This window comes from Pseudomonas fuscovaginae SE-1 (assembly GCF_000364705.1).
GTDB classification, from domain to species: Bacteria; Pseudomonadota; Gammaproteobacteria; order Pseudomonadales; family Pseudomonadaceae; genus Aquipseudomonas; species Aquipseudomonas fuscovaginae_A.
The window spans coordinates 1-11912 of record NZ_AQOH01000099.1; the positions used below are offsets into that span (position 1 = coordinate 1).

16 protein-coding genes are annotated in these 11912 nt (G+C 57.9%); 15 read left to right on the top strand and 1 reads right to left on the bottom strand.

The features are described 5' to 3' along the window. The 15 genes from K675_RS31840 to K675_RS0111215 form a co-directional block, all read left to right on the top strand. Window positions 1-876 (top strand): DUF3383 family protein (locus K675_RS31840; RefSeq protein ID WP_017903602.1); only part of this gene is annotated, 876 nt, incomplete at its 5' end. Window positions 877-886: 10 nt separating this feature from the next. Further along, window positions 887-1294 carry a hypothetical protein gene (locus K675_RS0111145; protein ID WP_017903603.1) on the top strand — a complete coding sequence of 136 codons (408 nt, stop codon included), beginning with the start codon at window positions 887-889 and terminating at the stop codon, window positions 1292-1294. Window positions 1295-1297: 3 nt separating this feature from the next. Next, a complete protein-coding gene (locus K675_RS0111150) occupies window positions 1298-1699 on the top strand; it encodes a hypothetical protein (protein WP_017903604.1) in 402 nt (133 codons plus the stop codon). Window positions 1700-1855: 156 nt separating this feature from the next. Next, complete coding sequence (locus K675_RS0111160) at window positions 1856-3256, top strand: hypothetical protein (protein WP_017903606.1); 1401 nt, start codon at window positions 1856-1858, stop codon at window positions 3254-3256. Window positions 3257-3258: 2 nt separating this feature from the next. Beyond that, on the top strand, window positions 3259-3915 hold the full coding sequence (locus tag K675_RS0111165) for a phage baseplate protein (RefSeq protein WP_017903607.1): 657 nt from the start codon (window positions 3259-3261) through the stop codon (window positions 3913-3915). Continuing rightward, complete coding sequence (locus tag K675_RS0111170; protein WP_017903608.1) at window positions 3915-4223, top strand: phage baseplate plug family protein; 309 nt, start codon at window positions 3915-3917, stop codon at window positions 4221-4223. Before K675_RS0111165 ends, K675_RS0111170 begins: the two co-directional genes overlap by 1 nt. Further along, on the top strand, window positions 4220-5635 hold the full coding sequence (locus tag K675_RS0111175) for a baseplate hub protein (RefSeq protein ID WP_017903609.1): 1416 nt from the start codon (window positions 4220-4222) through the stop codon (window positions 5633-5635). Before K675_RS0111170 ends, K675_RS0111175 begins: the two co-directional genes overlap by 4 nt. Window positions 5636-5680: 45 nt before the next feature. Further along, entirely contained in the window at window positions 5681-6388 is a 708-nt protein-coding gene (locus K675_RS0111180) for a Gp138 family membrane-puncturing spike protein (protein WP_026145105.1), read from the top strand. Next, entirely contained in the window at window positions 6385-6732 is a 348-nt protein-coding gene (locus tag K675_RS0111185; protein ID WP_017903611.1) for a hypothetical protein, read from the top strand. Before K675_RS0111180 ends, K675_RS0111185 begins: the two co-directional genes overlap by 4 nt. Then, window positions 6725-7945, top strand: a complete 1221-nt coding sequence (locus K675_RS0111190; protein WP_017903612.1) for a baseplate J/gp47 family protein — start codon at window positions 6725-6727, stop codon at window positions 7943-7945. Before K675_RS0111185 ends, K675_RS0111190 begins: the two co-directional genes overlap by 8 nt. Continuing rightward, on the top strand, window positions 7945-8586 hold the full coding sequence (locus K675_RS0111195; protein ID WP_017903613.1) for a DUF2612 domain-containing protein: 642 nt from the start codon (window positions 7945-7947) through the stop codon (window positions 8584-8586). Before K675_RS0111190 ends, K675_RS0111195 begins: the two co-directional genes overlap by 1 nt. A 1-nt stretch (window position 8587) precedes the next feature. Next, complete coding sequence (locus K675_RS31845) at window positions 8588-9946, top strand: phage tail protein (RefSeq protein ID WP_017903614.1); 1359 nt, start codon at window positions 8588-8590, stop codon at window positions 9944-9946. A 10-nt stretch (window positions 9947-9956) separates the two neighbouring features. After that, window positions 9957-10466, top strand: a complete 510-nt coding sequence (locus tag K675_RS31850) for a tail fiber assembly protein (protein WP_017903615.1) — start codon at window positions 9957-9959, stop codon at window positions 10464-10466. A 55-nt stretch (window positions 10467-10521) separates the two neighbouring features. Further along, window positions 10522-11070 (top strand): glycoside hydrolase family 19 protein, encoded by a 549-nt coding sequence (locus K675_RS0111210; protein ID WP_017903616.1) that lies wholly within the window; start codon window positions 10522-10524, stop codon window positions 11068-11070. Next, window positions 11067-11585 (top strand): DUF2514 family protein, encoded by a 519-nt coding sequence (locus tag K675_RS0111215; RefSeq protein WP_017903617.1) that lies wholly within the window; start codon window positions 11067-11069, stop codon window positions 11583-11585. Before K675_RS0111210 ends, K675_RS0111215 begins: the two co-directional genes overlap by 4 nt. On the opposite strand, the gene K675_RS32975 is transcribed toward K675_RS0111215, so the two are convergent. Continuing rightward, the coding region (locus K675_RS32975; RefSeq protein WP_198291636.1) for an SGNH/GDSL hydrolase family protein at window positions 11578-11912 on the bottom strand (335 nt) is incomplete at its 5' end. The two genes, K675_RS0111215 and K675_RS32975, sit on opposite strands and share 8 nt — an antisense overlap.

Genomic DNA, 11912 nt, shown 5'->3' on the forward strand with positions numbered 1-11912 from the left:
GCAGACGCCACTCGCGTCGCCACGTTGAACAAGGCTCGAAACGTGATCTGGTGGTACTGGACCATGTGGACTGCGCCGATTCTGGCCGTGAAGGCCGATGTGTTGGCTATCGCCCAGTGGTGCGACGACAACACCAGCATGTTCATCGACAACCAGACCGGTGCGTCGGCTGCAGAGATTCGCGATCCTGCCGATACCGACGATATCGCCACCCAGCTGACCACCGCTGGGTTCCGCCACGCCTTTACCCCTACGCATGCCACTGATGCCTATTCCGGTTCGGCATTGGCCAAGCACTTCGCCGCAGTGAACTACAGCGCCGATCGCTCGACCATCACTGGCGAGTTCAAGAAGTCGCCAGGCGTCCCGGCCGAATCTCTGACCACAACCGCTTACTCGGCCATGCAGAGCGCTGCCAAAAAGGCCACGTTCTACACGGTGGTGGATAACCAAGGGTCTACGGATTCCGGGCGCTGGATCAACACTATCACCCACAGCACATACGGCGAGTTCATCGACGACGTGGTGAACCTGGACGCGTGCATCAACTTCCTGACCACGTCGCTATACAACGCGGTGGCGAACCAGCTCACCAAGCTGGCGCAGACGCCTGTCGGGCAGGCCGTGCTGATCGGTGCTGCCCGCGCCACGATGCAGCAGTTCATCAACAACGGCTACCTTGGCCCGCGCAACTACACCGACCCTGATGACGGCATCGAGAAATACACCGCCGGCTTCGAGATTCTGACCAAGCCCGAGGACATCCTCGACCTGTCGGATGCCGACCGTAACGCCCGCAAGTCTGCACCTCTGCGTATTCGCCTGTTCCGCGCCGGCGCCATCCACATTGTTGACGTTGATCTCGACGTTTATTGATAGGTGAACCATGAGCCTGAATAACTTCTCGAACGACAATTGCGTCGTCACCATCAATGGACGCCAGATTCAAGACTGGGGAGAGACGGCAACGCCGTATACGGATGCGCCGATCGATCCGCGCAGCCAGTTGCGCCGCGGGCAGGGCGGGAATGCCCTGCGCCTGGATCGCCAGAATCCTGGGCGCGAGGTGAACGTCTACCTCAACCCAGGCTCTGCCGACTCTGCATACATCCAGGGCCTGATGAACTCGAACGCCAACATCACGTTGACCTTCACCCAGATCGGCACGCTGGAAACAGCATTGGGGTCGGAAGGAATCATCGTCAACGACGGTCAGCGCGGCCGTGCGGGCTCCACGATCACGGATGACCAGTTCACGATGCAATTCAACATCTGGGAAGGCACGAGGGGCTGATAGATGAGCGTGAAAGCATTCCACGTCGGCGGCGTGCAGTACAACGCGGCCATGGCCAGCGCTGTCGACCAGGACCGACTGATGTCCCTTCTTTCAGGTGCAGTACTGGAGCGCTTCGCGACTGCAGCCGCTGCCGGGATCGAGGTTGATGAAAACGTCCTGTGCTCGATGTTCATGTCGATGCGCCAGGAGGCCAAGAGCCTTGTGGCGCAGATCCTCATGGGTCGCGTTCTGCTCAACGGTACCGAGCGAACCGTCTCAGTTGCAGACTTTGGTGGCCGCATGGTGCAGTACAACCAGTTGCTGGCCGACTTGCTGCGCTGGAACCTCGCCGATTTTTTCGACTGGCTGCCAAGCGCCGCAAGCGTCGCTCGGCAGCCAGAGGCGCAAAGCCAAGCCCTGTGAATTGGTTCCTGATGCGCCCGTGCGTGGGCATAGCCGGCGTATGCCCGCCGCTGTGCACCTGGGCGCAACTGGCCGATGGGTCGCTCTCCATCGCAGATGTTGAGCGGTTCAATCAGGCCATGGATGAACTGTGGAGCCAATACGAGGCCCTGAAGAATGGCTAGCAAAGTTCTCAAGTCGTTCCTGATCGGCATCGGCTACGACACCAAAGATCTTGAAGCAGGCGACAGAAAGATCAACGCCAGCCTGCAGGGCATAAAGTCTGGCGCCCTGAGCATCTCGGCAGCGCTGATCGGTGCGTTTGGTGTTGGGGCGGCCGCAATAGTTGGCGTGTCGGACCGCGTAGACAAGCTGGCGATGTCGACCCAGAACCTCCGCACCTCCATGAATACGGTCTACAGCTTCGGCAATGCCGTAAAGCTGATGGGTGGCGATGCATCCGAAGCACTGGACGCAATCAAGGGGTTTGAGGAGATTCAGAATAATCTGCGCCTGAAAGGGGAAGCGGGTCCGATCACCGATCTGGCCACGGCCGGGATTGATGTCAGCTCTCTCTACAAGACGCAGACCGGCGAGGAGTTCATGCGTGCCTTGTCCGAAATGATACCGCGCCTCGATGAGGGGCAGCGCTCTCAGGTTCAGAGTTCGCTCGGCCTGTCGGATGGCGTCTTTCGTTCGCTGGCTGGCGGCGTGGAAAAGCTCGATGCCGACATGGAGCGTGCCAGCGGACTGACTGGCAGCGTCGATCAGCTGACCGACAACGCTCGCAAGATGGCCGAAAACTCCAGCGAGTTCAGCCTGATCATTGAGGGCATAAAGAACGAACTTGCCCAGAAGTTCCTGCCTAACCTGGTGGGTGCCGGTAGCGCGCTGAACGATTTTCTGAAAGATCACCGCGCGCAGATCAGTGATGCAGTTAGTTATGCGGCTGACAACCCAACTGCAATGGCGGCTCTTGGCGGTTCTGCCGTGGCGGCTGTTACGGGGGCTACTGCGGCAAAGCTTGGCTTGAGCACCGTTGGCGGCGCGGTCAGCAAAGCCGGTACCGTGGGCGTAGCCATAACTGGGAGCGCCGTAGGCGCAAACCTGCTCAATCGCGGCTTGGAAGAGCACGTGCCTGGCTACAGCAGGGCATCCAGGGGATTCGACGACTTCCTAAAGAGCGTGACTGGGCTCGATCGAATCCAGGGACCTCTCGAGCTTCTGTTTGGCGGCGGCGGCCAACAACAAAAGATCGAGCAGCCGAGTACTGGTGAGCCAGAAACCTACTCCGGTACGGTCATTCGCTCGAAAGAAGACATTGACTACCTCGATCATCGGGATAGGACGGCAGCAGACAGCCTTCCGCCCACCAGCCAATCCACACCAGAAGAGGATCGGCAGGCCACCGCTGACGCATTCGCGGGGGCCTTGGCTCGAAGCCCTATCAAGCTGACCAACGAACTTGGCCTGACGATCCAGCTGGATGGCCAGGCCCTCGAGTCCAAGATCACGCAAGTCAACGAGCGGCAGAACTACGAAACCCTGGGCGACCTGAAGACGACAACGGAGCGATAGCCTTGAGCATTATCAACATCTTCACCCGCCAGGCGCCGACGATTGCCGGCTACTCGTTTGACGCGGTGCTTGAGGATACGCTTGAGGCCAGCGTAACGCTTACCGCCATCCCTATTGAGTCCGGGGTCAGGATTTCTGATCACCGCATCATGAACCCATTCAAGTACACCCTGACCGGCGCCATCAGTAACAACCCGGTCAAGGTTCAGCTAACGGACTTCCTGGGTGGCGCACTCTCGAATCTTACCAGTAACCCCATCGTCTCGACGGTGGCCGGTCTGTCCGCCGGGTTTCTTGCAGGCAGTGACGAGACGCGCGCGAGCACCACGCTCGACTTCCTGATCTGGCTAATGCAGTCCTATGATCCGTTCGATATCGATGCCGGCGACATCCTGCTTAAGAACATGGCGATCACCAAAATCTCGCGAACGAAGGAGCCGCGAAACGAAGGGGGGCTTGAGTTCGTGGTCGAGCTGCAGGAGGTAATCAGCCTTGACCGGATCGCGCGCGATACCGAGTGCTCTATTTCTCAGTTGCGCGAGGGCGACCCCTCGCAGAGCGCACTTTCGCGGGCTATCAAGCGCGGCCAGGCCATCGCCAAGGAGGCAACCGCCTCCGTGACGAAGGCGGTCAACAATATTCTCGACGGAGTGGTTTGATGAACGTGATCCCGCTGCGTGCCGGGGCAGAGAACGCCCATCAGCGGTTTTCTGTTCAGCTCGGCGACAACCTGATCGACTTCGAATTCGATTTCATCTCCTACCTCGACGAGCCTGCATGGTCGATGAATCTGTTGCGCGATGGCACCCGGATCGTGTCCGGCGCCATGCTTGAACCAGGTAGCGACATCATCCAAAGCTACCGGACCGGCATTGGGCAAATGGTCTTCACCGGCAGCAACGTGACGCTCGACAACCTGGGCGTCGACAACTTCCTGGTATGGATTCCCCCATTGGTGGCCACATGAGAGAGCGAGTCTGGTCGGTCGATGTGAACGGCCAGCCCTACATAGGCCAGCAAATTGGCCGTCGACAGTTTCGAATCCAGTTCAATGTCGATGTCGCCCCGCAAAACGTTATCTCGTATGCAGACATTCGTCTGTACAACATGAACAAGGGGTCTTCCATCGCTCAGCGCTCCAGCATTGTTCTGCGAGCTGGGTATGACGATAACGTCGATGCCGTCTTCACTGGTTTCGTGACAAACGTTCTACGGGAGCGTGAACCCGGCTCGCCAGAGATCATCACAAGGCTCATCTGCAGATCTGGCGACCCAGTCAACGACCGGGCATCAGTCCAGTTGTCGTTTGGGGTCGGGTCGCGTGTTGAAGAGGTTATAAGAGCCCTGGCGAGAGCATGGCCGCTGCCGATCGATATCGACAATGCACAGTTCGCCGATGCTGCTCCGCTTACGTCAGGTCTGGTCGTAGATGGTGACATCCCATCCGCAATGAATAGCCTGGCGTACGCCTACAAGTTTGAATGGATGCAGGATCGCGGCCGAATGATTGTCACGAAGCCCGGAATGCTTCGAACGACATCCATCGTCCAGGTTGACCAGTACAGTGGGATGATCGGGATTCCAGAAGTTTCACGCGGGCCAGATGGTCTTGGTGTATTCGTAACCATTCAGATGAATCCTTCCCTGCGCGCCAATGGCCGTATCAACGTCGAAAGCGAGTTCGCCACCTTTAACACTGGCAACCTGTTTATCTCCGAGCTTAGTGGCGATGCCACAGCCAATGGCGAGTACAACGTCTTCGCGATGAAGCATTCGGGCGACTCACATAGCGACCTATGGATTACAGAAATAGATGGCCTGCGCGCCGGTACTGCGCCGGCAGCAAACCAAATTTCAACATCCGAGAACGGAAAGCTGATCTGGGGAGCCAGGGTCGACCAGGCTTTTCGCGTCAAGGTCCGGGAGATCGCCGGAAATCTATCAATGGACCCAAACTGGCTGATGGCGGTGATGGGGTTCGAGACCGGCTACACGTTCAGTCCTGCCGCTAGAAACCCTGGGAGTACTGCGACCGGACTGATTCAATTCCTGGAATCTTCAGCCAGGCAGGTTGGGACCTCCACTGCGCAGCTTGCGCGCATGACCGCCGTAACCCAGCTCGATTATGTCGAGGCCTATTACCAGCCATATGCAGGACGTATTAGGAACCTTGGGGACGCCTATCTGGCGGTACTGTGGCCGGCTGCAGTAGGGCGCCCTGACTCTTTCGTGATGTGGGAGCGCGACACCGGCCCATACCAGCGCGAATACGCCGCCAACTCAGGTCTCGATGTCAACCATGATGGCAAGATAACCCGCGGTGAGGCTGTCGCAGCCGTCAACACGTCTTACATGCGCGGGCAGCAGTTCGTGCGCTGACAATAATCTCGCCCGCCGGTTCGGGTGCAAGTATCCGAGGTAGGCATGATCGGGGCAGAAGGTCGCACGAAGCAGACAAAGCTAATACGGGATTCCTTCATTGAGGTCATGAAGGGAGTGTGTACATCGATCCCCGGGCACGTCCTTACATTCGATCCTGCTACCCAGCTGGCCCAGGTGCAGCCCGGCATCATGCGGGTGGACATCAATGGCGCCGAGTTCAAGGTTCCTCCGATCATCGAGGTGCCGGTCTATTTCCCGGGCGGCGACTACTGCATCGAGTACCAGATCGATCCGAAATGCGAGGGCGACATCCTGTTCTCTCAGCGCTGCATTGACGGCTGGATACAGAGCGGCGGCATCGCACCCAACCCTATTGGCCGCTTCCACAGCATGCAGGATGCCATGTTCCTGCCGGGGTTCAGGTCCCAGCCGAACGTGCTGCCTGACTTCCAGAACAACGGCGTGCGCATGCGCAACAAGGCGGCTACCCAGTTCGTTTGGCTGAAGAACGACAACAGCATCCTCATGGATAACGGGGCTGCCAGGTTCAACGTGCTGGCCGACGGCACAACCCTGATGCAGAACGGCGCCGGCAGTTTCCGATTGCAGGCCGACGGCACGTTCCTGATCAATGGACTGAAGATCACTCCGGACGGCAACGTCATCACCGCCGCCGGCGTCAACCTGAACACTCATCGCCATACCGGTGTAACGCCCGGGTCCGGCACAAGCGGAGCACCAGTCATATGACCGTTCGCAGGCTGGACGAAAACGGCGACATCGTGACCCAGGGACAACAGTTCATCAGCGGCAAGGAGGAGATCGCCCAGACTGTCCTAACCAGGCTACGGCTGTTCCTCGGCGAATATTTCCGCGACGTCACCGATGGCACTCCGTGGTACGAGCAGATCCTGGGCAAGTTCGCCAGCCTCTCTGCCGCAGAGGCTGCGCTGCGAGCGCGGATCGCCAACACGCCGGGCGTCGTACGCCTCACCAGTTTCTCTGCTGATTTCAACATCGACAACCGCACCTACAGCGTAACCGCTGGGATTCTCACTGAGTTCGGGCTGGAAGAGGTAACACTGAATGGCTAGCCTGACCTCCAACGGGTATGTGCTTCAGACGCAAAATGACTGGTTCGCCCAGGAGCGCCAGTTCTACGTCAACATCGATCCGCTGTGGAACCTTGACCCGTCGACGCCTGACGGCCTGAAGATGGCGCACGACGCCGAGATCTTCTACGCGCTCGATGAGACCCTGCAGCAGGCCTACAACTCCAAAGACCCGAACAAGGCCAAGCGCACGGATCTGGATATCGTCTGCTCGCTGACCGGCACCATGCGGTCATCTGGTTCAGGTTCCAGTGTGTCTCTGACGCTGACTGCCACCCCGGGTACCGTGATCCTTTCCGGCAACCGCTTCGAATCAACCATCAACGGCAGTCGGTGGTCAATCGACCAGACAGTGACGGCCGATGTTTCCGGTGTCGCGACCGTCAACGCCACCTGTACAGTGGCCGGCCCGACCCAGGCCGATGCCGGGACGATCACCCGCATCGTTGACGTTGTAGCCGGCCTTTCTGCCGTGACCAACGCCGCGCCAGCAACGCCAGGCAATGACGCCCAGACCGATGAGCAGCTGCGCGTCACCCGCGCCACCGCGGTGGGTAAGCCAGGAAACAACCAGATCGATTCGATGCTGGGCCAGTTGTTCGGCGTCGACGGGGTTCGCCGGGCCAAGATCTACGAGAACGACACCGACAGCGCTTCTGTATCCGTAGATAACCCGCATGGGCTACCAAGGCATTCCATTGCAGTGGTGGTGGACGGCGGAACCGATATCGACGTGGCGATGGCGATCTACCTGAAGAAGAATCCGGGCGCCACCCTGTACCAGGCCGGCACGCCGTTTTCTGTCGAGATCACATCCCCCAATTACCCGACCAACAAAAAGATGGTTAAGGCCAGCCGCCCGATATACGTCGATGCCATCCTGAACATCACCCTAGTCAACGACGGCACGCTTCCCTCGACCATTGGGCAGGAAATCAAGGATGCGGTGGTGGAGTTCGCTCAGGGCGAGCTGATCCCAGCAGACGTTGGGTTCAAGATCACCGGCTTTGATATCGGCGAGCCAGTCCCATTCAGTACCGCGCTGACACCCGTAAACAAAGTGATCGGCTCTTACGGCAATAGCTACGTCAACATCGCCCTGTCGAACCTCAACGGCTCAACCGGCACGCTGGCCATTGCGTACAACCAGATGTCGCGCTGGACATCCGCCAACGTCAACGTGACGGTGACCTGATGAATATCCCTGACCGGATCTACGCCCAGTACCAGAACAAGCCAAAGGCGGTCGCGTGGTACGCCATCGCCAGGCAGCTTGGTGGCAGCATCGAGGATGCCGCCGAGGCCGTGCGCAAAAGCTATGACATCGACCGCGCCGAGGGGGAGGTTTTGAACGTCATAGGTCGCATTGTCGTGGTGCCGCGCAGTTTCCTCGGCGCCGTAAGCATGAACCCTGGCCTTTTTGACCTGACAGATGGCGCTGAGTTTGGCGATGAAGATGCCATGTTCAGCCCCTTGACGATCGATCAGGACGACCAACTTTCTGACGAGCTTTATCGATTGGTAATCAAGGCCAAGATCGTCAAGAACAACGGTGACGCAACGATCGAGAACATCCTTTCGGGGATGAATTTTTTGATCCCGAACGCGCAAGTTCTTCGAATTACAGATGGCGAGGACATGTCTTTCAGCATCGAATTCTATGGAGAAATTTCTGACCTCCAGCGATTCGCATTGCTAAACGCAAACTTGGTACCAAAGCCTCAGGCCGTGCGGTTTAACGGATTCCTGGAAGGCTTTGGGATGTACGAATTTGGCGATACCGATGCTGAGTTCGGGGATGAAAGTGCAGAATTTGCAGGCTATATAGGGGCTTAACATGGCACTGAAGCTTAACGAACGGTACCCAGGTCGATTCAGCAATCCATCGGCTGATTACCCGCAGGGATCCTTCAAAAACAGAACCACTCCAACCTCTAAGGATGGATCGTATCTGGAGAAAGATTGGGCGAATGACAAGGAAGGTTTCTTTCAGTCGCTTCTTTCATATGCCGGCATCACGGCGAACGGATCCGTAGACAAGGTCGGTGCGTCCCAGTATTTCGACGCACTGATGGCCGCAATTCGAAAAACCACAATCCTGACGGACACTGGCGCTGCGAACGTCTATGCGGCTGCAAACACCCCAGCCCTGACAGCGCTGCCATCCACAGGCTATATGCAGCGTGTGAATATCGCAAATGCGAACACCGGTCCGGCGACTTATGCCCCCGACGGACTTGTCGCCCGGCCGATCTATGGCCTGGCTCTCCAGCCACTCCAGGGCGGCGAGTTGCCAGCCGGTGTGGCTGTGCTGATGTACCTGGTGCAGGCCGGCGTGAACAGCGGGAATGGCGCCTGGATCATCATTGAGTCGCTGGGTGGGGCGGCTCAATTGGTGGGTGCCACTAGGTCGCTGCATGCAGTGAACGCCGGACAGATCCAGGCACAGAGCCTGACCGCTTTCACGACCGCCGGCACGGCGCCAGCATTCACGCTGACGCCAACTCCCGCAATCACTGCTTATGTTACAGGCCAACGCTTTCAGGTGAGCTTCCACGCTTCAGGGGGAGCTACACCGACCCTGAATGTTTCTGGGCAGGGGGCAAAATCACTCAAACAATATGACTCAACTGCAACGAAAATTTCGGCATTTGTCGTGAATGGGCAAATTGCAGATGTAGTCTATGACGGAACTGATTTCATCGTGCTTGATCAGCTTCCAAGCACTGGTGCCCCTCCTGGAACAGTTATTAGTTTTGCCAGCTCAACACCTCCTGCTGGATATTTGAAAGCGAACGGTGCTTCTGTTTCGAGGACCACCTACGCGTCATTGTTTGCGGCAATCGGCACAACTTTCGGGGCTGGCGATGGCTCTACCACCTTCAACCTCCCGGAGCTGCGCGGCGAAGTGATTCGGAACTGGGATGATGGGCGCGGCATCGATGTCGGCCGGGCCTTTGGTTCGCTTCAGTTGGACGCAATGCAGGGGCATTCGCACGCAATGTACTACTCGGCGGCTGCAACAATCGGCTCTGGAGGAAACAGCTATATCCAGCAAGTTGCTTCCGGAAATAATGCCGGCCCAGTCAACGATACAGTTCGTGCGCCGATCACTGACAGCACCAACGGAACGCCGCGAATTTCAACTGAAACCCGTGCTCGAAACGTTGCTCTGCTTGCATGCATCAAATACTGATGGGGTAAATATGAAGATCTATAACGCACATCCTGTAACAGGCGAGTTTATCGGTGAGGGGATGGCCGACCCGGATCCACTGGAAATCGGGAATTGGCTTATTCCTGCTCATGCGTTTACTGATGAGCCGCCAGTTGCAGGGAAAAATCAGGCGGCGGTTCGGACCGATAATGGCTGGGAATTAGTCGCCGACTACCGTGGCACAACCTACTACATGGGTACACCCGAGGCGCGAACAATTGAAGAACTCGGCGTGACAGTTCCGGAGGGCGCCACAGAAACACCACCCCCGCCATCTACTGCTGAACTAACAGCGCTTGCCATCGGCAAGCGTGATGGCCTGCTTGGCGTTGCCGCGCTGCGCATCGCACCGCTTCAGGATGCGGTAGATCTGGGAGATGCGACAGACGCTGAAACTGCTGCACTGAAGTCCTGGAAGCAGTACCGCGTTGCGCTGAACCGGATTGAACAGAAATCCGGGTTCCCGTCAGTGATCGACTGGCCGGCTGCCCCGGCCTGAGCTGAATAAATCCACCGACCGCCACCCGGCGGTATTTTTTTGCCTGGAGAAAAGCATGCCCGTCACTCAGCAGCAGTTGCTGCAGATCCTTCCCGGCGCCGGCGAAAAAGCCGGCGTTTTTGTTCGTGCCCTCAACACGGCCATGGGCAAGTACGGCATCGTCGGCCGGCTGCGTGTCGCTGCGTTCATTGCGCAGATCGGGCATGAGTCCGGCCAACTGCGCTGGATGAAAGAGATTTGGGGGCCAACCCCGGCCCAGCTCGGCTACGAGGGCCGGAAGGACCTGGGCAACACCCAGCCAGGTGATGGTTCGAAGTACCGGGGTCGCGGTCCGATCCAGATCACAGGCCGTGCCAACTATGCCGCGTGCGGCGAGGCCCTGGGACTGGACCTGATCAATCAGCCCGAGCTGCTCGAGCAGCCTGGGCCGGCCTGCATGTCGGCGGCCTGGTGGTGGGCAACTCACGGCCTGAACACCCTGGCCGATGCCGGCAACAACGCCGATATCGGCAGCATCATCAATACCGGGCGACCAGGGCGCACGCCAAACGGCGCTGCCGATCGACAGTCTCTCTACGAAACTGCGTTGAAGGTGCTGCCATGACGCTGCTCGGGCGGATCGCCCCATATCTGCTTGCAGTCGTTTTCGTATTCGCTATTGGCGCCTTCGGCTGGCGCCTTGGCGTTGACCAGACAGACTCACGCTGGCAGACCCGCTGGAACAGTCGCGACGCCGCCGACCTCGCGGCAAAGGAACTCAACGAAAGCACCGAGCGAGCCAAGGAGCAGGCGCGCCAGGCTTCAATTAATAAGGCGGTGGAAAATGGGCAAGTCCTGGTCGACACAGCAAATGCTGCTGTCACTGCTGCTAACCGCGAGTCTGGCCGGATGCGCGACGTCGCCGACGGCCTTGCCGATCGACTCGCAGCCAGTGAAGCCCGCGGCAATTCCTGCACTGCCGCCGCAGGCAAGACAGCTGCCCACACCGCCCGAGTGCTTGCCGACGTGCTCAAGCTGGCTGACGAAGCAGCGGGAAAGCTGGCAGCAACTGCTGACCAGGCCAGAGTCCGGGGAATGACATGTGAGCGAGCTTATGACTCGCTAAGTACAGTCAATTGACTTGATTAAGCTCGGCGTTGAGGTATTTTGAAACGATGTTTGTTATTTTCTCATAGCCGAGCATATTCGGGTGAAGACCTTCATCCCAAAAATACTGTTCTTTATTGTTGAGTTTTCTGAATTGACTATCTAGATCAAGTATAGTGCAGTTGCAGCCAGTTCCTCCCCATTCCAGTAGATCTGAATTTACCTTTCTGTTCGCATCATCGTGATTGTCCAGCCTTGGAAGTAATGTTGATATTATTACTTTCCCACCTTTATTGCTCAGCGTGTAGGCTATCTTTTTTATATTTTCGAAAGTTTTTTCTGATTCCTCTCGTTTCCAGT

What these genes read in the sequence shown, in the direction of transcription:
- K675_RS0111145 (WP_017903603.1), top strand. Translation starts at nt 887, where the DNA reads ATGAGCCTGAATAACTTCTCGAACGACAATTGCGTCGTCACCATCAAT.
- K675_RS0111150 (WP_017903604.1), top strand. Translation starts at nt 1,298, where the DNA reads ATGAGCGTGAAAGCATTCCACGTCGGCGGCGTGCAGTACAACGCGGCC.
- K675_RS0111160 (WP_017903606.1), top strand. Translation starts at nt 1,856, where the DNA reads ATGGCTAGCAAAGTTCTCAAGTCGTTCCTGATCGGCATCGGCTACGAC.
- K675_RS0111170 (WP_017903608.1), top strand. Translation starts at nt 3,915, where the DNA reads ATGAACGTGATCCCGCTGCGTGCCGGGGCAGAGAACGCCCATCAGCGG.
- K675_RS0111175 (WP_017903609.1), top strand. Translation starts at nt 4,220, where the DNA reads ATGAGAGAGCGAGTCTGGTCGGTCGATGTGAACGGCCAGCCCTACATA.
- K675_RS0111180 (WP_026145105.1), top strand. Translation starts at nt 5,681, where the DNA reads ATGATCGGGGCAGAAGGTCGCACGAAGCAGACAAAGCTAATACGGGAT.
- K675_RS0111185 (WP_017903611.1), top strand. Translation starts at nt 6,385, where the DNA reads ATGACCGTTCGCAGGCTGGACGAAAACGGCGACATCGTGACCCAGGGA.
- K675_RS0111190 (WP_017903612.1), top strand. Translation starts at nt 6,725, where the DNA reads ATGGCTAGCCTGACCTCCAACGGGTATGTGCTTCAGACGCAAAATGAC.
- K675_RS0111195 (WP_017903613.1), top strand. Translation starts at nt 7,945, where the DNA reads ATGAATATCCCTGACCGGATCTACGCCCAGTACCAGAACAAGCCAAAG.
- K675_RS31845 (WP_017903614.1), top strand. Translation starts at nt 8,588, where the DNA reads ATGGCACTGAAGCTTAACGAACGGTACCCAGGTCGATTCAGCAATCCA.
- K675_RS31850 (WP_017903615.1), top strand. Translation starts at nt 9,957, where the DNA reads ATGAAGATCTATAACGCACATCCTGTAACAGGCGAGTTTATCGGTGAG.
- K675_RS0111210 (WP_017903616.1), top strand. Translation starts at nt 10,522, where the DNA reads ATGCCCGTCACTCAGCAGCAGTTGCTGCAGATCCTTCCCGGCGCCGGC.
- K675_RS0111215 (WP_017903617.1), top strand. Translation starts at nt 11,067, where the DNA reads ATGACGCTGCTCGGGCGGATCGCCCCATATCTGCTTGCAGTCGTTTTC.